We start from the raw sequence: 20077 nt of genomic DNA on the forward strand, positions 1-20077 counted from the left end.
TGTTACACCTCCACCAGGTCGATGCTGATGTTCCGGTACGGCAGCCGGGCCGCCGGGACGTCGCTGTACGCGGTCACGGTCATCGGCGGGCAGCCGTCGCCGAGCGCGTACGCGACGGGGGCCGCGTCGATCGTCAGACAGGCGCCGGCCAGTCCGGCGAGTACGGCTTCCCCGGGGCCGCCGACCGGAGTGACGAAGGCGGCCTCGGCGGGAGCGGTGCCGGTGACGGCGGCGCCGGTCGCGGCCGTGGTGCTCAAATACGTGCCGTCGGCGCGCTTCCAGTCCAGCTGGGCGCTCGCGAGTGCCGGGTTCCAGTCGGGCGGCACCTGCCAGGACACCCGCATACCGGGGGCAACCGGCCAGCCGGCCCACAGACCGTGCCTCCAGCCGACCCGGGTGTTCTCCCCGAAGTCGCCGATGACGGTGTCACCGGTGTACGGGAGCACGCCCAGGGATCCGGCCACGGTGAACCAGTGGTCGGTGCCGCCGGGTTCACCGCTCTGGGCTGCCGCCTGGTACGGCCCGAGCAGGTTGACGGAGGCCGGGTCGATGACAGCGAGCGGTCCGTACGCGGGCGCCGGACTGCCTTGCAGGCCGGGGCCGTTGACCCGGCGGGCGAGCCGGGTCAGGTGCTGGGCGTCACCGGGTTCGAGCCAGTCCCAGGAGAACTTGAGCCGGCGGACCGTACGCGGCGGTGCGATGGTGGTGACGCGTCCTTCGAGGGACTTGAACTCGGTGACGTTCAACTCGGCGCTGCGGTCCCAGCTCTTGGCGGCCTGGTCGATCTCCCGCAGCAGACCGGGCTTGCCGATCCACAGGTTCCTGGCCATGTCCTTGCCTCACCTCCGGGCGAGCTTGCGCTGTCCCAGCTGGACGGCGCGCGCGATGGTCTGGGAGTCCACGTCGATCTGGACGGGCCGCTCGGCGAGCGCCTCGACGGCCGCCGCGAGCCTGCGCATGCCACCGCCGGAGCCGAGCATCCGCTCCAGCTTGGACAGCGGGATGACGGCCTCGTGCTCACCGCCCTCACCGACGAGGGCGAGCGTGCCGCCGGTACGGGCCCGTACGACGCCGCCCTTCGCGAGCTGCGGCACCGGGATGGGCGACAGGTTGAAGGCGAAACCCCGGCCGCCGATGCCGGGCACCCAGTCCGGGACCTTGAACTTGACGCGGTTGAGGGCGCCGATGAGGACGTTGAGCCCGCGGACGAGCATCCGGGTGGGCGTCAGGAACCCGTTCACGACACCCTTGAAGAGCGGCCCGATGATCTTCGCGGCCGACTGCGAGGAGCTCTTGATGTGACTCCACGCGGCGGTGAGCCCCTTGCGGACCAGGGCGGCGACCTTGTCCATGTTCACGAACTGGGCGATGAGCGGGGCCACCAGGGTCATCACCAGCCCGAACGGGTTGGACGCCATGGCGAGGTTGAGCCCCTTCTGCGCGGTGGACGCCCCCTTGAGCCCCTTCCCGAGGCTCCCCATGGACTTCCCGCCCTTGTCCGCGTTCTTGCCGGCCTTCCCCACGGACTTCTCCACGGCGTCGGACTGCTGCTTGACGTCCTTGAGAGCACCCTTGGCCTTGTCGGCGGAGGACTTGAGCTTGTCGAGGGAAGCCTTGAACCTGTCGGTGGCGCCTTTGGATCTGCCCAGGGTGGTCTCGGCGTTGGTCAGTCCGCCGCGCAGCCTTCCCACAGCGCTCGCACCGGAGTTGACGGATCCTTTGAGCTGGGACATGGCCGAGCTGGAAACCGACGTGCGGCTGCGAAACCGCTCCATTCCTGCCGTGGCATTCGTGAGGGCTTGTTTCAGATTCATGAGAGGAATCCCTCTGGAGGTGTGAGGTCAGGACAGCGCGGAAGCAAGCAGGCCGACACGTCGTTCGAGGAGCGTGACCTGGTTGGTCGTGCCGGACAGCGCAGAGGAGGAATCCATGTGCCGGACCTGCTGCCTGGCTGTGTTCGCCGCCCGGTCGATGCGGGAAACCTTTCGCTCCAGCGACTGGATGCGTGTGTTGGAGTTACGGATTTTGCTGTGTGCGCCGACCGCCAAGTCCTGGAGTCTCCCTATACCTTTCTCCATTCTGGCAAGTCGGGATTCGACGGCCGCGATCTCTCGCGCACGTCTCTGCAGCTCTTCTGCTTGCACTTTCCACATGACGCCGAATTTGTTGCGCTCAAGCCCCTTCTTCTTGAACATCTCCTCGACGACCGGCTCCAGACTCAGGAAAGGAGTAAGTTCAAACTTGACGATCGTCAGCGCCGCGACCAGACCCAGAATTTCCGGACTTTTGATCTCCTCCCATATCTTGCTCTTTGTCTCGTTCTGGACCCATGTCCGAGTGGCGATTTCCTCGCCGCTGCCCTTGAGTGCCGCTTTCTTGACGTCGGCGATTCTGGCCAGTCCGGCCAGTGTGCCAGAATCAACCTTTTTGTTCAGATCCGACCTGAGGTCGCGAATCTCCTTGTCCAGTTGCGCTGGTGTCTTGTCCGTCATCACTCCCCCTTATTGAGTGAGATCTTGATAGAATATGCCCGTGAATTTAGGGACTCTGGGTGCATTCGTCGTGATAAGTGTCGGTTTCGGTGTCCTGCTGTGGGGGGTTCTTCTGACCCTGAGCTGCCTGCGGGAGTATCGAAGAAAGGTCACCATTGAGGTTGAGATACTCGATACGCTCAAACTCTCGACAGGCCTCTCCTACCGCTTTTCGCCGGTGAATGGCGATACGCGACTCGACCGGTCCGTAACGGAAACGGACTGGATCGCAAGCACGCCGCGGAAATTTGGGGACCGTAAATTTTCCATGGGGGAGGCCGTATCCATCGATTACGATCCTGGATATCCTGCGTTCTTCTACCCAGCAGGCGAGTACCCCGTGATCCGGCTGTGGCCGATCGCCCTTCTCGCCTCCATGGCCGGGGCCGCCACCGCGGGCTTCGGTGTCGTGGCTCTCATGTGATGCCGAGAGGCAGGTTCGCATTCCAGTGGGGGTCTAGATGTACGGTCCTGCGATACCGGTAGTCATGTTGACGGCCCTGGTCTTCTGGTTCTCCGCCACGGCCTTCCGGCGAGGCAGAGCATTAAGAGAGCGCGGCGTACGCATCGCCGCGAAATGCGTGAACAGAGAAAGGGACACCAAAGGCATCAGCACTCTCACGATGCAGTTCACGGCGGAGGACGGCAGGAAGCTGCAGGTGCGGGTGGGGCCCTTCAGGAATCCGCCCGCCCTCGTAGGGGGAATCATTGATGTGGTCTATGACCCCGAGGACCTGTCCAATGCCGAGACCCCGGACAATGTGATGAGCGGGAGGGTTTCCCTGCCGGCGGCTGTCCTTTCCGGTCTGGTGCTCGCTCTTGCGGTCTTCGTGCTTTTCTTCGGCGACTGAGAGCACGAAGAGGTCTCGGGGGATCTTCAGAGGAAGAAGCGGGTGAGTTCCTCCGCCGTCGGTGACCCCGCGGACGTCCCCGTGCGTTTCGGCGGCCCGGCGTCCGGGCCCGCCTCCGGCTGGTCGCCCGGCCGGGGCAGGGACTCGGGGAACTCCAGCGGTTCGCTGTCCTCGTCCCGGTTGACCGTCGCGAACATCCAGTTGGCCTCGGCGAGTTGGTCGACGACGGAGGCGAGCAGGTAGTCGGTGACCGACCAGTCCGCCGACTCGCCGTGCAGTTCGCGGGCAGTGGCGCTGTCCCGCGGAAGGTGCTGGACCAGTACCGAAAGCCGCCGCGACGACAGCAGCCCCCGGTGCCAGTCCAGCAGGTCGACCCCGTAATGGCGGAGCAGGTCCGCCTCCAGGGCCTCGGCGTGCTCTTCGACGAGCTCACCGAGGCTCAGTCTTCCCCCAGGCCCAGCCCCGTCTCCTTGCCGTAGGCCTCCAGGATGGCGGCGATGTCCTGCATGGTGACGTCGTGCCGCTCGAAGCGGGCGAACTGCTTCTCGCCCAGCAGGAGTTGGAGCAGCCCGTCCACGTCGTTGTCGTCGAGGTCGCGGAGTGTGCGGGCCGTGGTGCGGGTCAGCTCGGTCGGCAGCTCGAAGCTGTCGTCGTCGAGTTCGAAGGTCCAGGCCCGGCCGAGCGCCTCCAGGCGCTGTGCGCGGGCCGCGTTGACGTTGAATCCGGCCATGGGTGAACTCCCTTGCGGATGGGGGTGGTGCCGTGGTGTGTCGGGTGCGGGTGCGTTGTGGCTGAGCGCGCAGTTCCCCGCGCCCCTGAAAGCGGGGCTGCGCCCTTGCTTTTGTCGTTGGGGGCGCGGGGACTGCGCGGTCTGAATGGGGGCCGGGGCGGCGGGCGGGGGGAGCCCGACGCCCCGGGTGACGAGCCCGAACAGGGCTGTCACAGAAGGTGGATCAGAGGGCGGACGGGCGGTCCGTCACAGAGCCGCGTACGCCTTGTCCTTCATGATCCACTTGGCCAGTTCGCGCTTGGCGGTCTCCGCCTCCAGCGCGGTGAAGGTGACCCCGAGCTTCACGGAACCGGTCCGGGTGAAGCCCATCTCCTCGGTCTCTGTGACCTGCCCGCGCGGCAGGATGAAGCGGTACACGGCGTCCGTGCCGTCCGTGAACTCGATGCCGAGGGCCCGCTCGTCCTTCGCGGGCGTACTCGGGATCAGGAACTCGTACGTGTCCGCCACCGCGGTTCCGCCCACCGAGGTCTGGGTGATGTCGGTGGCCGGGATGCCCATGAAGAAGGAGAGCGTGCTCTTGTTCATCTGGAGCAGCTGGAACTTCACGGTCAGGTCGCGGTCGGAGTAGATGAACCGGCCCGGGCTCGCCGACTGCCAGGTGTCGACCGGGTCGATCTTGTCCTTCTTGTTGAGCTTGATGCCGTCGACGGAGGTGTATCCCAGCTCGACCCAGCCGATCGGCCAGACGTCGTCGGACTTGGCCGGCGCAGTGTTCCCGGCGGGGGCCACCAGGACCCGGCCGGTACCGGCGACACGGATTTCCTTGCCGTTGTTCGTTGCCATGCGAACGCCTCTTTCAGTCAAGGGACTTGAGCGGTGCTGCGGTGAAGGGCGGTGCGGTGGGGCGCGCGGCTCAGCCGAGCCGCAGCAGCAGCCGGATCGTGGAGCGGTAGCGGTTCGCCGCCGACCGCGTGTAGTCGGGGAGCCAGCGCGGTCCGTCGGCCTCGGAGACATCGACGACGACCGCGGAGCCGTACACCGTGTCGGCCAGTTCCAGGACGCAGGCACGGGCGGACAGCGCCACGGTGTGCGCCGTGGGCTTGTCCGGGCCGTACGCCTCCAGGTCGAGCAGCGGCTGGTCGAGATGCTGGTCGTCGACCCAGGCGCCGCCCATGTGGGAGACGAGCACCACCTTCTGGGTGCCGTCGAACCCGGCCGGCGGGCGGCTGTCGACGGTGACACCGGTCAGCTCGGCCCGGTTCTTGAGGAAGTCGACGACCAACTGCTCGGCGTCGGGGAAGGTCAGGATGGCCACATGGACGCTCCCTTCGGGAGACGGGTTTCCGGGGTCTCCGGGCGGCCTGGCCCGGGAGTTTCCGGGCAACACGAAGCGGCAGGTCCGCCGCCCGTCCTCCGGGCGCAGCTCTGCCGCTGCATCCACTGTGACACCGGTCGGGGAAACATGCAACTGGCTTATGCCTGGCGGTTATTCGGGCCGTACGCATGAGGGGTCCCGCCGCGTGGTGCGGCGGGACCCCTCGCGCGTACGGCGGAATCAGCGGGACCAGCGGGTTCGGTGGGATCAGTGGTCGTGGTGCCGGGCGAGGTGTGTCGTCCGCTCGGCGGCGAAGACGTCCTCCAGGCGGAAGAGGCGCCGACGGCCCTGCGTGCCCGCGGGCCGCAGATGGCCGCGCTGCACCCACTTGCGGATGGTCGCGGTCGTGACGCCCGCCTCGTCGGCGGCCAACTCGGCGGTGATCAGGGGGATGTTGACAGCCTTGCCGGTGTTCGTGGTTCCGGTCATGAGTGCTCGGCCTCCAGTAACCGCCCGCACACGGGATTGACGCATCTGATCTCGGCCCGCTCGGGTAACGCCCGCAGCGAGACGCAGCCGCAGGCGGGGCAGCGGCCGGGCAGCCGTACGAGCTGCTCCGGGTCGCCGAGCGCGCGGGCGCAGCGTGCGGCCATCCGCCGGGTCTCGTCCTCGACGTGCGGGGCGAGCAGCGGGTCGGCGGCGATGCGGTCCAGCAGTCCGGCGATACGGCGCAGCCGTACCGGAACGGAGGCCGGGGGCACCGGCCGCAGGCCGAGCCGTTCACGTACGGCCTCCTCCAGTTCGACGACTCCGTCGGTGATGTCCCGTACGGCGTCGGAGACGTAGAGGCGGACCGGGGCGGTCGTGCCGCCGACGGGTCCGCTGTCCCGGCGCTCGCGCAGGCCTCCGTGGACCGCGGGGGACAACTCGTCGACGAGGTCCGGGAAGCGGCGGACGAGCGAGGCGATCCAGACGGCTCCACCGTGGTCCTCGCTCATCGGCTTACCTCGCGCTGCTTGTGGGCCGGGCACTGGTTGCAGCCGCGCAATACCGGTGCGGCAGCAGAACGCCAGGCCAAGGCTGTGATCGTGGTGGCGGCGGCTCCGGGCGGCTGGTCGGGCACGTGCAACCCCTCTCGATCTATGGGAACATATGTTCGATGGTTGCGAACGAGCGGACAGGGTTGCATGTTGCGAGCGCGTACGCAAGTGATTACGTTCCGTGGAGGTCGATGTGACGGCGGGCCCTCAACCCCTCCTGAGCTGCGGGAAGTTGCCGAATCTCCACAGTTACGCGCGGGCGCGCACACACATTGGTGCGTGTGCGATCGGTACGCTGCCTCGGCGACGAGGGGAGAGCGGACTCATGGCTTCGACGAGCTCACGGGCCGGTGCCCGCGTGGACCACAACTTTCGGGCCGCGGGCCTCGACGGCTTCGCCGGCTGGATCGAGGGACTGCTGCGCGCCCGGGGCTACGACATCGACAGCCCGCGCGGCGGCGGCCGTTCGAAGCTCGCCGACGACGCCGGGGTGCACCGGGCCGCCGTGAGCCGGCTGCTCCAGCGGCAGTCCATGCCCGACCTGGAGACGATGCGGCGTATCGCGGCCGTACTCGGCGTGCCGCTGCGGGAGATGCTCATCCGCTCGGGCCGGCTCACCGAGGACGATCTGCCGGTGTCGGACGGTGGGCGCCCCGCGGGCGGTGAGGACCGCCCGTGGCTGAGCGCCGAGGAGGCCGCTCTGCGCATGGGTGTCCCGCCCGAACTGCGGGAGCTGTTCGCCAAGGTGGCCCAGCAGTTCCTGCCGGAGGGCGGCTGACGACGAAGGGGCCGGGGCCGGAGTACTCGGGCCATTGGTCTGCGTGGTCTGCGTGGTCTGCGGGGCCTTGAGGGAGCGCGGCATGGGAATTCCAGGAGGCGGCGGCCCGGACGACGAGGCGGAACGCGTCTCCCGCCTGGTGGGCGAGCTGCTCGTCGGCCTCGGCGAGAAGGTCCGGTCGGCGGGACCGGACTCCGTCCGCGTCCTCACCGAGGAAGAACTCCAACGGCATCAACTGAACTGGTTCCGCGCGGGCTGGGACGAACATGCGCGGGCGACGGGGGAGGGGCCGGCGCGGCGGGAGGGGCGGGCGCGGACCGGCTCCGACGCCTCCGGGCATCCCGACACGGAGGACTTTCCGGTCCCGCCCTCGGCCCGGCTTCTCCGCTTCCCGGAACGCCCGCAGGATGACGAGGGCGGGGGCGCGGGCCGGGACTGATCACTGACCGCCTGGGTGACGCAGGCTCTCAGATGGTCGCGGCAGTGTCCGCGGCTGAGCGAGCCCTGCTTTCTTTCGCCCCCGCCGCCCCTACCCGTCCCATCCCTGGGGGCTGCCGCCCCCAGGCCCCCGCATCGCGCTGACGCGCTCGTCCTCAAGCGCCGGACGGGCTGGGTGGGTGGGGGCTGACGGAGGTGAGTGGGTTGACCGTGGGTCGGTGGGGAAATCGGCCTGCGGCCTCGTCCTCAAACGCCGGACAGGCTGAGTGGGGTGGGCGGAAGATCGGCCTGAACGGCCTTGTTCTCAAGCGCCGGACGGGCTGGAAGGTGCAAGGCGGGCTGGATGATGCAAGGCGGGCTGAAAGACAGGGGCGTAGCCCCGTCTTTCAGGGGCGCGGGGAACTGCGCGCCCAGCCCTCACCGGCCCGCACCCGATGTCAGACAACCACCCCCCAGCCCCTCCGGCGTCTGAGGAGCGGGGGTTCGGGGGCGGAGCCCCTGAGTAAGTGACGATGGGGGAGGGCAGGGGCGGCGGGGGCGAAAAACGTTCGGGTCACCCCATGTGAGCCCCCGGCGCAGCCGTCGCGTCCTGCTGGCGGCCGGCGTTGGCCGCGAAGGCCGTGACGACAAGGCCCGCCAGAAACATCCCCGCGGCGGCGACGAACGCCATCGTGTAGCCGTGCGTCAGCGCCTCCCCGGCCCGGGACACCAGCCCGAAGTCCTCGGTGGCCAGCCCTCGGTAGAGGGACGCGGCCGCATCGGGCAGCTTCCCGTCGGCAGCCGACGTGGAGATCGTGGACAGAACCGCAAGCCCCAATGCCCCACCAACCTGCTGCGCGGTGTTCAGCAGCGCGGACGCGACCCCGGTGTCCAGATGGCCGACCCCGCTCACCGCCCCGAGTGTCATCGGCACGAAACCCATGCCGAGCCCGAGCGCGGTGACGAACATCGCCGGCATGAGATGGGCGGCGTACGACGAGTCCGCCTCCAGCGTCGCGAACCAGCCCATGCCCACCGCGGCGACCAGCAGCCCCGGCCCGGCGATCAGCCGAGGGGCGAAGCGCGCGACCAGCTTGGAGCTGACCCCCGCCGCCGCGGCCATACCGAAGCTGAACGGCAGATACGCGAAGCCGGTCTTCACGGGGCTGCCGTCGACGGCACGCCCGCCTGACTCGGGACGAAGCCCAAACGTAGCAGTCGATATCCGCCGGGAGGGGCGAGAATGCGCATTCTCAAAATGTGGTTCTTCTCGCCCTTGACGGGCGATCTTAATTGTGGGCGCTCGGGAATTGAATTCCGTCGCGAGTGCTCACACTTCGAGCCGTTCTGTCAAATGCGAGCAGGGTCCGGCGCGGTGTCGTCCCTGGCCGGAAGGGGTGGGCGTTTCTCCGGCGGGAAACACCGCCCACCCTCTTCCGTGATTCACGAACCCCGTGAACCCTTTGCCGTGAACCCCTTTGTCAGGGGGCCGGATCGGCGGGGGCCGGGCGGCACAACGTCGGCTCGTCGAAGATCTCGGCGAGGTCGCAGGCCAGATCGTCGTCCCAGTCGGCGGCGTCGGCGCCGGTCCAGTCCTCCACGGCGGTGACCCCCTGCTCCTTCGTCTCCGACGGGGCCACCTGCGCTGCCTGTGCCGCCTGCGTCATCTGCTCCACGGACGGCTTCGGGGGGGCTTGGAGCCAGCTCTCGAGGGGGCGTTCCGTGTAGCTCTCGACGCAGGCGACGATCGCCTCGCGGAGCGTGCCGGTATCGGTGAGCCCGGCGAGCGAGGACCAGTCGGCGGCACACGGGTCGGGGGCGGGCTCGGGTGCGGCCGTCGCGGAGGTGGCCGTCACGGCCAGGCAGCCGGCCGCCAGAAGCGGTATGAGGCATCGGGAGAGCGTGCGCATGGGGACTCCAGAGTGAGTGAGGACACGGGCGGGACGAACTGCCTGCTCCCGGCACCTCCTCCCAGCAACTTCCGAGAGCCGCGCCACCGCAATCCGTACGCGGCCGAACAGGTGCCCGTACTGACCCGGACGTGGCGTTCTGGCCGCTTCCGCCCAGGTCCGCCCCACCCTCGACCCCCTCGTGCGACGCGCGTGTGGACCCCTGCCCGACGGATTTCCCCCACATCACCCCGGTCTCTCCACAGGTTTCCGTTGCGATCTCGTTAGCAGTTACTCCTTGACGCACCAGGAACCCCGACGTTGGCTTTTGTCACCTGGGCCCGCACGGTTGCGCCCTCGTCCGGAAGGCACCCGAAAGTGAACAGCGCCATACGTCGTACCGCCGTAGCCGTCTCGGCTTCCACGATGACCCTCATGCTCGCCGCATGCGGAGCACTGGACGGGAGCAGCGGCGGCGACGAAGCGAGCCCGACCAAGGGCGACGACATCACGGTGGGGCTGCTGCTGCCGGAGAAGTCGAACTCGCGCTACGAGAAGTTCGACTACCCGATCATCAAGGAGAAGGTCGAGACGCTGACCGACGGCAAGGGGAAGGTCGTCTACGAGAACGCCGAGCAGGACGCGGCCGAGCAGAACAAGCAGCTCGCGCGGATGGTGGCCGACAAGGTCGACGTACTCCTCGTGGACGCGGTGGACTCCAAGGCCATCGCCTCCGGCGTGAAGCAGGCCAAGGAGGCGGGGATTCCCGTCATCGCGTACGACAGGCTGGCCGAGGGGCCGATCGACGCGTACGTCTCGTTCGACAACGAGGCGGTCGGCCAGGTGCAGGGCCGGGCCCTCGCCGACGAGCTCAACGGCGGCAAGACGCAGAAGATCGTCATGATGAACGGCGCGGTGACGGACCCGAACGCCGCCCAGTTCAAGGAGGGCGCCCTCACCGAACTCAAGGGCAAGGTGACGATCGCCAAGTCGTACGACACCAAGGAGTGGAAGCCGGCCAACGCCCGGGCCAACATGATGGCCGCGATCTCCGCCGTCGGCGCCGACAACATCGCCGGGGTGTACTCCGCCAACGACGGCATGGCGGGCGGCATCATCTCCGCGCTGAAGGCGGCCGGGGTCACCGACCTGCCGCCGATCACCGGGCAGGACGCCGAGCTGGACGCGGTGCAGCGCGTCGTCATCGGCGACCAGTTCATGAGCGTCTACAAGCCGTACCCGCAGGAGGCCGAGACCGCCGCCGAGATGGCCGTGGCCGTCGTCCGCGGCTTCGGCATCGAGTTCGACTCCCTGACCCCCGACAAGGCCAGCAGCCCCACGAAGAAGAACATCCCGTCCAACCTCCTCCAGGTCTCCGCCCTGACCAAGGACACCATCAAGTCGACGGTCCTCCGGGACGGCATCTACACGGCCGACCAGATCTGCACGGCCAAGTACAAGGCGGCCTGCGATTCCCTCGGCATCAAGTAGCACTTTGTGCGGTGCGTGGTCGACGCGCGTAACCGGGATGGTTCAGGGGGTTTCCCACATCTGTGGAAAAACCCCTGAACCTCTCGGCCCACGGGGGCCCGGGAAGTCACGCCACCCGGGAACTCACGCCACCCGGGTGAACTCCACCGTCACCTCCGGCGGGCCCCCGGCGACCCCGCGGTAGATGCCCTTGTGCGGGGTCACGTCGTCGTAGTCGCGGCCTCGGCCGACCACGACGTGGGACTCGTTGGCGCGGGTGCGGTTGGTGGGGTCGTGGCCGGTCCAGTCGCCGGCCCAGTACTCGATCCAGGCGTGGCTCTGGCCGGCGACGGGGCGGTGCAGTTCCGCGTCCCGTTCGGGGTGCAGGTAGCCGGACACGTAGCGGGTCGGCAGGCCGAGTGCCCGCAGGAGTCCGGCCGTGAGGTGGGCTATGTCCTGGCAGACGCCCGCGCCCTGGTCCCAGGCCTCGGCCGCGCTCGTGTTCACACCGGTGGAGCCCGGGATGTACGAGACCCGGTCGGCGACCAGGTCCGAGACCGCGACCGCCGTCTCGTGCGGGTCCAGGCCCGCGGCCGCCGCGCGGGCCCGCTCGACCAGCTCCTCGGGGACGGCCGTACGGGAGGTCTGGACCGCATGTTCCAGGAGGCGGGAGTTCGCCACCTGGTCGGCCACCTCCGCCCAGGCCGGGGCCGGTGACAGGTCGGCCGGCGGTGACGTCTCCACCAGGCTCACCGCCGTGATCGTCAGATCCTCGTGCGGCTCCATCAGGTCGAAGCCGGTGACCTGGGTGCCCCAGTAGTCCCAGTACGACCAGGTCGGTGTGGACGGGTTGACCAGGACGCGGGCGTCCAGCGTCGTCTGGCCCGGCAGCGTCAGCGGGGTCATGCGGACCTCGTTGTGGGAGCGGACCGCGGCCTGCGCGTACGAGACACGGGTGATGTGCCGGATGCGGAGCCGGCGGGTCATCGGCGCGCTCGTGTTGGAGTTCATACTCGTGTTCGCGTTCATGCTCACGCTCCTTCCTGGGCCCACTCGACGGGCCCCTGGTACGGGAAGAACCTCTCCGCGACCGCCTCGGCGGAGGCCATGCAGGACGTCTGCAACTCCCGTAGGAGGGAGGGGAGTACGTCCTCCAGAGCCGTCGAGTCCAGGTATTCGAGGCGGGTGCGCATCCTGCCGATCGGGCGGCGCGCCGGATCCTGGCGCGGGCGGCCGAGCGCCGCCAGGCACTCCTCCGCCGTGGTCAGCGCGTGCAGCACCGACCGCGGGAACTCCCGGTCCATGATGAGGAACTCGGCCACCCGGGCGGTGTCCCCGAAACCGCCGTACACCCGCGCGTACGCCTCGTCCGCCCCGCTCGCGCTGAGCAGCGTCGGCCAGTCGGGCGCGTGCGCCGCGTCCAGCACCCGTACGGACAGCAGCCGTACGGTCATGTCCACCCGCTCCAGGCTCCTGCCGAGCACCACGAAACGCCAGCTGTCGTCCCGGCTCATCGTCGAGTCGGCCAGCCCGAAGAAGAGCGCGGCCCGTCGGCGGACCAGCTCCAGATAGGCGTACGGACCGGTGCGGCGGGCCGCCAGACGCTGGTCGGCGAGGGCGTGCCAGGTGGAGTTGAGGCACTCCCACATCTCGGAGGACACCGCCTCGCGGGCACTGCGCGCGTTCAGCCGGGCGGCGCCCAGCGCACCCTCGATGGAACAGGTCGAGCGGGCGTCGAAGGCCAGCTGGTCCAGGACCTGTTGCATGTCGACGGCGTCGGTGCCGGCGTCGACGCCGAGGATCGCGTACAGGGAACGGCAGGCGACGTCCTCGTCCCGCCAGGGGTCTTCGAGGAGCCGGTGCAGATACGCGTCGAGGATGCGGCCGGTGGTGTCGGCCCGTTCGACATAGCGGCCCGTCCAGGTCAGTGCCTCGGCGATGCGGGAGAGGATCACGTCGTTCACGGCCGTACCTCCTGCTGCTTGAGCGGCTTGTGCTGCATGTGCTGCCTGAGCTGTTCGAGCTGCTTGTGCGGGCACTCCATGTGTGGCTGTCATTGCTGCTGCGCCCCTTCCTGCGGGACGAGGCGTTCGCCGTCGGGGCCGAGCTGACGCGGGGCGACCTCGGGCAGGGGGCCCGTGGGCTCCGCCGCCGGTCCCTCCGCCGGTCCCTCCGCGAGCACCCAGGTGTCCTTGGAGCCGCCGCCCTGGCTGGAGTTGACGATGAGGTTGCCCTCCTGGAGCGCGACCCGGGTGAGCCCGCCGGGCAGCACCCACACATCGCTGCCGTCGTTCACGGCGAACGGCCGGAGATCGATGTGGCGCGGAGCCATCCGCTCGCCCGCGAGGGTCGGGGAGGTGGACAGGGCCACCGGCCGCTGGGCGATCCACCCCCGAGGATCGGCGACGACCTCTTTGCGTACGCGATCGAGTGTCTGCCGGTCCGCGTGCGGTCCTATCACGATGCCCTGCCCGCCGGCCCCGTCGACCGGCTTCACGACGAGCTGGTCGAGCTGGTCGAGGACTGCCTCCAACTGCCCAGGTTCATCAGGGCGAAACGATTCGACATTGGGGAGGACCGGTTCCTCGGACAGGTAGTACCGGATGAGATCGGGAACGTACGTGTAGAGCAGCTTGTCGTCCGCGATGCCGTTGCCCACGGCGTTCGCGAGTGTGACGTTCCCGGCCTGGGCGGCGTTCATGATGCCGGGGCAGCCGATCACCGAGTCGGGCCGGAAGTGCAGCGGGTCGAGGAAGTCGTCGTCGAGCCGCCGGTATACGACATGGACGGGCATCTCGCCGCGCGTGGTCCGCATCCACACCCGGTTCCCGCGGCAGACCAGATCGTGCCCCTCCACCAGCTGCACGCCCATCAGCCGTGCCAGCAGGGCGTGTTCGAAGTAGGCGGCGTTGCTGGGGCCCGGGGTGAGCACGACGACGCGCGGGTCGCCGACCCCGTCGGGCGCCGCCGCGCGCAGCGCCGCGAGCAGCCGCTGCCCGTACCCGTCGACCGGCAGCACATGCTGCTCCGCGAAGAGCGAGGGGAAGATCCGGGTCATCGCCCGCCGGTTCTCGATGACGTACGAGACGCCGGACGGCACCCGGACGTTGTCCTCCAGGACCCGGAAGTCGCCCGCCTCGTCCCGTACGAGATCGATGCCGGCGACGTGGATGCGTACCCCTCCCGGGGGCTCCACGCCGTGCGCGGCCCGGTGGAAGTGGGGGGAGTTGAGGAGGAGCCGCCAGGGCACGACCCCGTCCTCGAAGGCCCGGCACGGTCCATACGCGTCCGCGAGGTAGGCCTCCAGAGCCCTGACCCGTTGAGAAACCCCGCGCTGGATGAGATCCCATTCCAGCGCGTCCAGCACGCGCGGCACGAGGTCCAGCGGCCAGGGCCGCTCCTCCCCCGCGAACGCGTACGTCACACCGCGGTCCGTGAACGACCGGGCCATCTGATCGGCCCTGAACCGAAGTTCGGCCGGTTCCATCGGTTGGAGTGCCGCCAGAACCGGCTCATAGGCGGTCCTGACCTCACCCGGCCGCTCAAACATCTCGTCCCACGCGTCGGCCAACGCGTATGCGTCAAATATGTCCGCCATGGCCTGACGTTAGATGCGGCACGTAACACGACGATCACTCGGTGATTTCCGGCAGCTCACGCAGGTGATCGAGGGGCGGGGCGAGGGGCGGTGGGGCGTGCGGGACCTTGTAATAAGCACACCTATAATAGATTCCCTGCTTATTGAATCCTTGCAAGAGGACGCGGCACACCTGGAGGCCCCGTGATTCCCAAACCCGAGACCATGTTCGACCGCGACTTCGAGTGGGCGGAGCTCGTGCGCTACGCGGGTTACCAGGGGCCCGAGGCCACATTGGGCGTGGTGTCCGGGCGGCGGCGGCAGGGCAAGACCTTTCTGCTGGACGGGGTGTGCCGGGCGAACGGCGGGTTCTTCTTCGCGGCCAGTGAGGCCACCGAGGCCGAATCGCTAAGGCAGTTCGGCGCGGCGATGGCCCGGTTCCAGGGGCGGCGGACGCCGTACCGGTTCGCGCACTGGGACGAGGCCGTCGAGGCGATGATGCGGCTCGCGACGTCGGACACCGGACCACTGACCGTCGTACTCGACGAGTTCCCGTTCCTGGTCAAGGCCTCGCCCGAGTTGCCCTCACTGCTCCAGCGCGCCCTGGGGCCGCAGGGGCGCCGGGAGGGCGGGCCCGTCCGGCTGCTGCTGTGCGGATCGGCGCTGTCCTTCATGGGCAACCTGCTCTCCGGTACGGCGCCGCTGCGCGGCCGGGCGAGCCTGGAGCTGGTCGTGCCGACGCTCGACTACCGGTCCGCCGCCCGGTTCTGGGGCGTCGAGGACCCCCGCCTGGCTCTCGTGCTCAACTCCGTAGTAGGCGGCACCCCCGCCTATGGCCGTGAGTTCGTGCTCGGCGACACCCCCGCCGACCTCGACGACTTCGGCCCCTGGATACTGCGCAACGTCCTCAACCCCGGCCGCCCTCTCTTCCGCGAGGCGCGATTCCTCCTCGCCGAGGAGCCGGATCTGCGTGACACCGCGCTCTACCACGGCGTCCTCGCTGCCATCGCCCAGGGCAACCACACCCGGGGCGGTATCGCGAGCTTCCTGGAACGCAAGTCCACCGACCTCGGCCACGCGCTGACCGTCCTCGAGGACACCGGCATGATCACGCGCGATCCGGACGCCTTCCATGGCAAGCGTTCCGCCTACCGTATTGCCGAGCCCATCCTCACCTTCTACTACGCCGTCATGCGCCCGGAGTGGAGCGATCTGGAGCGGCCGGGACAGGCGCCGGCCGTCTGGGAGCGGTCGCAGTCCACCTTCCGCAGCAAGGTCGTCGGCCCGCACTTCGAACAGATCTGCCGCACCTGGGCCCGTTGGTACGCCTCCGCCGACACCCTGGGCGGACAGCGAACCCGCGTCGAGTCCGGCACGGTCGCGGACCCCACGGCCAGGACCAGCCGCGAGGTCGACCTGGCGGTCTTCGGACGTGCGGACGACGGCCGTGAGGTCCTGTTGGCCATCGGCGAGGCCAAGTGGAACGAGACCATGGGCGCAGGTCACCTCGACCGACTTCGCCGCATCCGCGAGCTGTTGGGTAAGCGCTCGGGTGCGGACGCCGCCGGTACCCGCCTGCTGTGCTTCAGCGGCGCGGGGTTCACCGACAACCTCCGCGGCACCGCCGCTACCGATCCGTCCGTCCAGTTGATTGACCTCGGGCGGCTGTACCGAGGGGAGTGAGGCGTCCACGTCCGAGGGCCGGCGTTCGTCGCCCGAGAGGGCGTCGGCCAACGCGTATGCGTCACATATGTCCGCCATGGCCTGACGGTGGATGCAGCACGTGACACGACGATCACTCGGTGAATTCCGGCAGCTCACGTGGTGCGTCGCGGTCACACAGGTGTGGGCGGTTCGGCCTTGAGATGGCGGAGGAGTGCGGTAAGTCCCTGCGGGGCGCTGGTGAGTACGGTGCGGGGTTCTTCGCTCTCCCGGAGGTGGATGGTTCCGTCGAGGGCGGGGGCGACGTATATGCAGTTCACCTGATCCTCGCTGAACGATGACTTCTGCCAGGTGGGTTCGGACATGGTCAGACCTCCTGAAGGCTGTAGAGCACATGCTGGAGCAGTCCCAGGGAATCGCGGGACTCATGCGTGGATGCGGACACTCCTGGGTCCAGAGGCGGGAGGGACGCGGTACGCAGTCGGTCGAAGCGCGTTCGATACTTCAGGATCGCGTCCTCCTCGTGAATGAAGAGCGCAGCCGCAGGGTTGTCCACGAGGACAGTGTCCAGCGCCGAGCCGTGGGACTCGATGAGCAGAAGCGGGGTGCTACAGGCCGACAGGCCCTCAGCCGTGAACGGCAGCACCTGGATGGTGACATGGGGGAGTTCCGCCATGCGGATCAGGTGCAGGAGCTGCCTGCGCATGACCGCCATTCCGCCGAACCGCATGTGTAGAGCGGCCTCGTGGATCACCGCGTGCAGGGTCGGGGGCGTTACCCGCGTGAGGATCTGCTGCCGTTCGGTACGGAACTGAGCGGCCTTCTCCAGTTTGTCACGGGGCCGCTCGATCTGGCTGGAGCGGAAGATGGAGCGAGTGTATTCCGGGGTCTGAAGGATGCCTGGGACGAACAGGGACTCATACGAGAACAGCGCGTCAGCGGCTGCCTCAAGCTCCGCCAGATCCAGTACTGGCTGGCTCAGCGCGCGGCGGTACCCGGTCCACCAGCCCTTGCCGCTGTCCTCGCTCATCGCGACCAGGGCCTCGATTCGAGCTGGGGGATGCGGCAGCCGACGGTCCGCTCCACCCTCACCGCAGCGGGTGACGCGGGGACCATTCCCCTGGTCGGCCCTATCGACGTACGTACCGTGATCGCGTTGCTTGTGCCTCTGTTACGCCAAGCCCACACTTGAGGAGGAGGTGCCGCCATGACCGCTCTTGCGCACGAGAGGCCCGAGACCATGCCTGAGATCAGGACGAAGTCCGTGTCCCCCGCCGAGAACGGCCCCGACCTGGACGAGGTCCTGTGGCAGGCATGGAAAGCCTTGGAACTCCCCGAGGGCTACCGCGCCGAGATCATCGGGGGAGCCATCGAGGTGTCGCCCACCGCTCGCCGGTCGCACGGCCTGATCACCAACCGTGTGCGAAGGGCTCTGGACAAGTTCCTGGACGGCGGCGAGTACGCCTGTCACCAGGATGTGAACGTGATCCACAAGCGCAGGGCATGGATTCCGGATGCCTTCGTCGCGCCTGAGGACACCGAGCAGTGCGGTGACGAGGACGACCTCGGAGTCACGGCCGAGTCCGTGTGCCTGATCGTCGAAGTCGTCTCTCCGGGCAGCCGCAACCAGGACCGGGACCGGGACCGAGTGCGGAAGCGTAGGGCGCCCGCTCCGGCATCCCCATCTACGTCATCATCGACGACTTCGATGATCAGGGTTCCGTCACCTTGTTCACCGGACCGCGCCCCGACAAGGCCGACTGGGAAGACATCCACCGCGTCCTCTACGGCACCGAGGTAACCATCCCCGAAGGCCCCGCCAAGGGCTTCGTGATCGGCACGGCGATCACCGGACCCAAGCGGGGATAGTCGATGCCGCTGGCGAATCCCACTCCGTGGGCAGGAATAGCCGCCAGAACAAGGGGACGGACGCAGCGTCGGTGACGGCATGCACGCTCACCGCGACCTGGCAGTGGCCTGCTTGCCCAGCGCACCGCAGTACTGATGCGCCACCGCCACCGACATGCGGCCGTCCTGGGCGAAGGACACATCGTCGACCACCCCTGCATCCGGGCCGATCAGCGGCACCACTCGCTTGGCGATCCGCTGCCGCACCGGCTGCGGATCCCACGGCGACTGGTTCACGAACTGCTGCAGATTCTGCTCATCACCGTCCGGCAACCGGCCTGGCATCGCGGCGATCGACTTGCGCCGGCCATCCAGTATCAACATCCGCAGGTAACAGTCACCCTTGGCGCGCTGCTCCCGACGTGGCACAGACGCGAACACATCCGCCACGAACCGAGCTGACTCCGCCCGCATGCCGTCCACTTGCCGCATGTCCATCCCTCACCAGCTCCCCGAAACAGGCGAAACGGACAAACGCGCCTAACGGGGGTGCTGCTGGGTGAGCGGACCGCCCTTAACCTGACCGGCTGCCCTTTCCGCAGGGCGGGCTTGCCCGAGCAATCCGTGCAGGAGGGACGGACTCCCGCTCGATTGGCGGTCAGGCGTCACCCAAACGTTGAGAGAAGCGCGGCTCGGAATTCTGGGACGTTCAGGCCGCACTCGCGCAGCAGCGTGACGCTGTCCTTGTCGTTGTCCAGGATCAGGGCCAGCAAGTGACTCGAGGTGAAGTGCTTCTTGGTGTAGCTCTGGGAGAGCTGGAGGATGTGATCCATCGAGCTGGACCACGGGAGCTCTCGCTTGTTGGTCGGCTTGTCGGCCGGTTGACCGGCCGTCAGTGCCGCGTGCAGGACCGAGTACTCGACTCCCGCGGCCTTCAGCAGGCTGCTCGCATCGCTCTCATGGTGAGCAACGCAGAGGAGCACGTGCACGGGGAAGACTTCGTTGCGGTGCAAGGACCGGGTTTCGGCAGGGGCCTGTGCGAGGTCTCGAACCGCATCCTCTGACATCAATTCGGGCATGTGATCAGTATTCTGTCGCGTCGAGTCCGTCGTCTACCGGTCTGTGAACAATGGCTGAGGTCTGCTGACATCATTCCTCTGCACCTGTCTCCCGCTCGCGCGTTCCCTGTGCAATGACGATGCCTGCACCCACCGCGAATAACGTGAGAGCTACGAGAGCTGCGGTGACGTTGCCGTCGGCGGTCAGTGGCCATACGAGTGCGGCGCCACGGGACTGACCGCTGGAACTGGCCAAGGTCAGCGCGGCGATCGCCATGCTGATCGGCGCGATCCACGCGAGCCGACCCCCGACGATGCGGCTGGCGATCAGCCCCAGTCCTGTGAAGCCGACGACGTTGCGGACTGCGGCGACGTCCCCGGGTGAGCTGGGGAGTGTCGGTTGGGCGATGGCTGCCCATGCCGCGGCCCACAGGACCATTCCGAGGAGCAGGGCGGCGCGGGGGCCCCATAGGTTTCTGGAGGCCAACTGCTCCTGTCGGAACAAGCCACTGCGGGCAGAGGCCGCGATCAGACTTCCCGACATGGCCGGCGCGAGCGTGGCATAGGGGACTCCCGCGCCGCTTCCGACGCGGAGGTCGATGAGGCTTGCGCCGGCCAGCAGTGAAACTGCGCTCACCGCAGCGATGACGGCGAGAGAGGTTCCGACGCTGCGTGCCCGGAGAAAGCACAGGTAGCTGCGTGAGGCGAGGCGGGTCACGAAACCGTGTCGAAGCTCTGGGAGGACAGTCCGCACGTTCTGAAGTCGTTAAGCGGTCCCACGATGCAACGGGTACGCGCCCGCCCACCACCATCAGCTTGTTGCAACGAGCCATGCTGAGGAGTGGACAAATGGGGATTCACTGTGTCGATAGGGGGCACGGTTCGGTGGAGCCCATGTTGCGGAGGCGGGG

25 protein-coding genes and 1 pseudogene are annotated in these 20077 nt (G+C 68.2%); 7 read left to right on the forward strand and 19 right to left on the reverse strand.

Annotated features, from left to right (window positions below; all coding sequences use genetic code 11):
- Positions 1 to 2 precede the first annotated feature (2 nt).
- From QF035_RS28305 to QF035_RS28315, 3 genes are all read right to left on the reverse strand, one after another.
- A complete protein-coding gene (locus tag QF035_RS28305) occupies positions 3 to 830 on the reverse strand; it encodes a hypothetical protein (protein WP_307523381.1) in 828 nt (275 codons plus the stop codon).
- 9 nt (positions 831 to 839) lie between these two features.
- Positions 840 to 1733, reverse strand: coding sequence for a hypothetical protein (locus QF035_RS28310; RefSeq protein ID WP_307523382.1), 894 nt, complete (start codon positions 1731 to 1733; stop codon positions 840 to 842).
- Positions 1734 to 1841: 108 nt separating this feature from the next.
- Complete coding sequence (locus QF035_RS28315; RefSeq protein ID WP_307523383.1) at positions 1842 to 2492, reverse strand: hypothetical protein; 651 nt, start codon at positions 2490 to 2492, stop codon at positions 1842 to 1844.
- Between the two features lie 40 nt (positions 2493 to 2532).
- Here QF035_RS28315 and QF035_RS28320 point away from each other — a divergent pair, with 40 nt between their 5' ends.
- Positions 2533 to 2955 carry a hypothetical protein gene (locus tag QF035_RS28320; protein ID WP_307523384.1) on the forward strand — a complete coding sequence of 141 codons (423 nt, stop codon included), beginning with the start codon at positions 2533 to 2535 and terminating at the stop codon, positions 2953 to 2955.
- Positions 2956 to 3019: 64 nt separating this feature from the next.
- Entirely contained in the window at positions 3020 to 3382 is a 363-nt protein-coding gene (locus QF035_RS28325) for a hypothetical protein (protein WP_307523385.1), read from the forward strand.
- Between the two features lie 26 nt (positions 3383 to 3408).
- Here QF035_RS28325 and QF035_RS28330 read toward each other — a convergent pair whose 3' ends face one another.
- The 6 genes from QF035_RS28330 to QF035_RS28355 form a co-directional block, all read right to left on the reverse strand.
- Positions 3409 to 3774 carry a hypothetical protein gene (locus QF035_RS28330; RefSeq protein ID WP_307531475.1) on the reverse strand — a complete coding sequence of 122 codons (366 nt, stop codon included), beginning with the start codon at positions 3772 to 3774 and terminating at the stop codon, positions 3409 to 3411.
- A 47-nt stretch (positions 3775 to 3821) separates the two neighbouring features.
- Entirely contained in the window at positions 3822 to 4112 is a 291-nt protein-coding gene (locus tag QF035_RS28335) for a hypothetical protein (protein WP_266762190.1), read from the reverse strand.
- Positions 4113 to 4358: 246 nt separating this feature from the next.
- On the reverse strand, positions 4359 to 4955 hold the full coding sequence (locus tag QF035_RS28340) for a phage tail tube protein (RefSeq protein ID WP_307523386.1): 597 nt from the start codon (positions 4953 to 4955) through the stop codon (positions 4359 to 4361).
- 70 nt (positions 4956 to 5025) lie between these two features.
- Complete coding sequence (locus tag QF035_RS28345; RefSeq protein WP_055618397.1) at positions 5026 to 5427, reverse strand: hypothetical protein; 402 nt, start codon at positions 5425 to 5427, stop codon at positions 5026 to 5028.
- 267 nt (positions 5428 to 5694) lie between these two features.
- Positions 5695 to 5916 carry a helix-turn-helix domain-containing protein gene (locus tag QF035_RS28350; protein ID WP_307523387.1) on the reverse strand — a complete coding sequence of 74 codons (222 nt, stop codon included), beginning with the start codon at positions 5914 to 5916 and terminating at the stop codon, positions 5695 to 5697.
- Complete coding sequence (locus QF035_RS28355; RefSeq protein ID WP_307523388.1) at positions 5913 to 6425, reverse strand: hypothetical protein; 513 nt, start codon at positions 6423 to 6425, stop codon at positions 5913 to 5915. The genes QF035_RS28350 and QF035_RS28355 overlap by 4 nt, the downstream gene beginning before the upstream one ends.
- Positions 6426 to 6792: 367 nt before the next feature.
- Between QF035_RS28355 and QF035_RS28360 the strand changes: the two genes are divergently transcribed.
- Together QF035_RS28360 and QF035_RS28365 are read left to right on the forward strand one after the other, a co-directional pair.
- Complete coding sequence (locus QF035_RS28360; protein WP_307523389.1) at positions 6793 to 7245, forward strand: helix-turn-helix domain-containing protein; 453 nt, start codon at positions 6793 to 6795, stop codon at positions 7243 to 7245.
- Positions 7246 to 7327: 82 nt separating this feature from the next.
- Positions 7328 to 7684: a hypothetical protein gene (locus QF035_RS28365; RefSeq protein WP_307523390.1), complete on the forward strand. Its 357-nt coding sequence runs from the start codon at positions 7328 to 7330 to the stop codon at positions 7682 to 7684.
- 552 nt (positions 7685 to 8236) lie between these two features.
- Here QF035_RS28365 and QF035_RS28370 read toward each other — a convergent pair.
- Both QF035_RS28370 and QF035_RS28375 read right to left on the reverse strand, forming a co-directional pair.
- Positions 8237 to 8824, reverse strand: a complete 588-nt coding sequence (locus tag QF035_RS28370) for a hypothetical protein (protein ID WP_307523391.1) — start codon at positions 8822 to 8824, stop codon at positions 8237 to 8239.
- 319 nt (positions 8825 to 9143) lie between these two features.
- Positions 9144 to 9572, reverse strand: a complete 429-nt coding sequence (locus tag QF035_RS28375) for a hypothetical protein (RefSeq protein ID WP_307523392.1) — start codon at positions 9570 to 9572, stop codon at positions 9144 to 9146.
- A gap of 414 nt (positions 9573 to 9986) precedes the next feature.
- Here QF035_RS28375 and QF035_RS28380 point away from each other — a divergent pair, with 414 nt between their 5' ends.
- Positions 9987 to 11042 carry a sugar ABC transporter substrate-binding protein gene (locus QF035_RS28380; protein ID WP_307523393.1) on the forward strand — a complete coding sequence of 352 codons (1056 nt, stop codon included), beginning with the start codon at positions 9987 to 9989 and terminating at the stop codon, positions 11040 to 11042.
- Between the two features lie 123 nt (positions 11043 to 11165).
- Here QF035_RS28380 and QF035_RS28385 read toward each other — a convergent pair whose 3' ends face one another.
- The 3 genes from QF035_RS28385 to QF035_RS28395 all read right to left on the reverse strand — a co-directional run bounded on the left by QF035_RS28385 (position 11166) and on the right by QF035_RS28395 (position 14619).
- Complete coding sequence (locus tag QF035_RS28385; protein ID WP_307531476.1) at positions 11166 to 12008, reverse strand: transglutaminase family protein; 843 nt, start codon at positions 12006 to 12008, stop codon at positions 11166 to 11168.
- A 44-nt stretch (positions 12009 to 12052) separates the two neighbouring features.
- Complete coding sequence (locus QF035_RS28390; RefSeq protein ID WP_307523394.1) at positions 12053 to 12985, reverse strand: alpha-E domain-containing protein; 933 nt, start codon at positions 12983 to 12985, stop codon at positions 12053 to 12055.
- An 89-nt stretch (positions 12986 to 13074) separates the two neighbouring features.
- A complete protein-coding gene (locus QF035_RS28395; protein ID WP_307523395.1) occupies positions 13075 to 14619 on the reverse strand; it encodes a circularly permuted type 2 ATP-grasp protein in 1545 nt (514 codons plus the stop codon).
- 204 nt (positions 14620 to 14823) lie between these two features.
- On the opposite strand from QF035_RS28395, the gene QF035_RS28400 reads away from it, so the two are divergent.
- Positions 14824 to 16281, forward strand: coding sequence for an AAA family ATPase (locus QF035_RS28400; RefSeq protein ID WP_373466982.1), 1458 nt, complete (start codon positions 14824 to 14826; stop codon positions 16279 to 16281).
- 152 nt (positions 16282 to 16433) lie between these two features.
- Here the strand turns inward: QF035_RS28400 and QF035_RS28405 are convergent, their stop codons facing one another.
- Together QF035_RS28405 and QF035_RS28410 are read right to left on the reverse strand one after the other, a co-directional pair.
- Complete coding sequence (locus QF035_RS28405) at positions 16434 to 16625, reverse strand: DUF397 domain-containing protein (protein WP_307523396.1); 192 nt, start codon at positions 16623 to 16625, stop codon at positions 16434 to 16436.
- 2 nt (positions 16626 to 16627) lie between these two features.
- Entirely contained in the window at positions 16628 to 17290 is a 663-nt protein-coding gene (locus QF035_RS28410) for a DUF5753 domain-containing protein (protein WP_307523397.1), read from the reverse strand.
- Between the two features lie 177 nt (positions 17291 to 17467).
- On the opposite strand from QF035_RS28410, the gene QF035_RS28415 reads away from it, so the two are divergent.
- Positions 17468 to 18061 (forward strand): Uma2 family endonuclease, encoded by a 594-nt coding sequence (locus QF035_RS28415; protein ID WP_307523398.1) that lies wholly within the window; start codon positions 17468 to 17470, stop codon positions 18059 to 18061.
- 78 nt (positions 18062 to 18139) lie between these two features.
- On the opposite strand, the pseudogene QF035_RS28420 reads toward QF035_RS28415, so the two are convergent.
- The 3 genes and pseudogenes from QF035_RS28420 to QF035_RS28430 form a co-directional block, all read right to left on the reverse strand.
- Positions 18140 to 18606: pseudogene (locus QF035_RS28420) on the reverse strand (transposase); the annotation flags it as partial.
- Positions 18607 to 18773: 167 nt separating this feature from the next.
- Positions 18774 to 19187 (reverse strand): Clp protease N-terminal domain-containing protein, encoded by a 414-nt coding sequence (locus QF035_RS28425; RefSeq protein WP_307523399.1) that lies wholly within the window; start codon positions 19185 to 19187, stop codon positions 18774 to 18776.
- 70 nt (positions 19188 to 19257) lie between these two features.
- Complete coding sequence (locus tag QF035_RS28430) at positions 19258 to 19884, reverse strand: hypothetical protein (protein WP_307523400.1); 627 nt, start codon at positions 19882 to 19884, stop codon at positions 19258 to 19260.
- Positions 19885 to 20077: the final 193 nt, after the last annotated feature.

The sequence above is a fragment of the Streptomyces umbrinus genome (genome assembly GCF_030817415.1).
Taxonomy (GTDB): domain Bacteria; phylum Actinomycetota; class Actinomycetes; order Streptomycetales; family Streptomycetaceae; genus Streptomyces; species Streptomyces umbrinus_A.

What these genes read in the sequence shown, in the direction of transcription:
- QF035_RS28360 (WP_307523389.1), top strand. Translation starts at nt 6,793, where the DNA reads ATGGCTTCGACGAGCTCACGGGCCGGTGCCCGCGTGGACCACAACTTT.
- QF035_RS28415 (WP_307523398.1), top strand. Translation starts at nt 17,468, where the DNA reads ATGACCGCTCTTGCGCACGAGAGGCCCGAGACCATGCCTGAGATCAGG.
- QF035_RS28315 (WP_307523383.1), bottom strand. Translation starts at nt 2,492, where the DNA reads ATGACGGACAAGACACCAGCGCAACTGGACAAGGAGATTCGCGACCTC.
- QF035_RS28380 (WP_307523393.1), top strand. Translation starts at nt 9,987, where the DNA reads ATGCTCGCCGCATGCGGAGCACTGGACGGGAGCAGCGGCGGCGACGAA.
- QF035_RS28310 (WP_307523382.1), bottom strand. Translation starts at nt 1,733, where the DNA reads ATGTCCCAGCTCAAAGGATCCGTCAACTCCGGTGCGAGCGCTGTGGGA.
- QF035_RS28365 (WP_307523390.1), top strand. Translation starts at nt 7,328, where the DNA reads ATGGGAATTCCAGGAGGCGGCGGCCCGGACGACGAGGCGGAACGCGTC.
- QF035_RS28335 (WP_266762190.1), bottom strand. Translation starts at nt 4,112, where the DNA reads ATGGCCGGATTCAACGTCAACGCGGCCCGCGCACAGCGCCTGGAGGCG.
- QF035_RS28400 (WP_373466982.1), top strand. Translation starts at nt 14,824, where the DNA reads ATGTTCGACCGCGACTTCGAGTGGGCGGAGCTCGTGCGCTACGCGGGT.
- QF035_RS28410 (WP_307523397.1), bottom strand. Translation starts at nt 17,290, where the DNA reads ATGAGCGAGGACAGCGGCAAGGGCTGGTGGACCGGGTACCGCCGCGCG.
- QF035_RS28385 (WP_307531476.1), bottom strand. Translation starts at nt 12,008, where the DNA reads ATGACCCGCCGGCTCCGCATCCGGCACATCACCCGTGTCTCGTACGCG.
- QF035_RS28395 (WP_307523395.1), bottom strand. Translation starts at nt 14,619, where the DNA reads ATGGCGGACATATTTGACGCATACGCGTTGGCCGACGCGTGGGACGAG.
- QF035_RS28355 (WP_307523388.1), bottom strand. Translation starts at nt 6,425, where the DNA reads ATGAGCGAGGACCACGGTGGAGCCGTCTGGATCGCCTCGCTCGTCCGC.
- QF035_RS28325 (WP_307523385.1), top strand. Translation starts at nt 3,020, where the DNA reads ATGTTGACGGCCCTGGTCTTCTGGTTCTCCGCCACGGCCTTCCGGCGA.
- QF035_RS28305 (WP_307523381.1), bottom strand. Translation starts at nt 830, where the DNA reads ATGGCCAGGAACCTGTGGATCGGCAAGCCCGGTCTGCTGCGGGAGATC.
- QF035_RS28425 (WP_307523399.1), bottom strand. Translation starts at nt 19,187, where the DNA reads ATGCCCGAATTGATGTCAGAGGATGCGGTTCGAGACCTCGCACAGGCC.
- QF035_RS28375 (WP_307523392.1), bottom strand. Translation starts at nt 9,572, where the DNA reads ATGCGCACGCTCTCCCGATGCCTCATACCGCTTCTGGCGGCCGGCTGC.
- QF035_RS28350 (WP_307523387.1), bottom strand. Translation starts at nt 5,916, where the DNA reads ATGACCGGAACCACGAACACCGGCAAGGCTGTCAACATCCCCCTGATC.
- QF035_RS28405 (WP_307523396.1), bottom strand. Translation starts at nt 16,625, where the DNA reads ATGTCCGAACCCACCTGGCAGAAGTCATCGTTCAGCGAGGATCAGGTG.
- QF035_RS28340 (WP_307523386.1), bottom strand. Translation starts at nt 4,955, where the DNA reads ATGGCAACGAACAACGGCAAGGAAATCCGTGTCGCCGGTACCGGCCGG.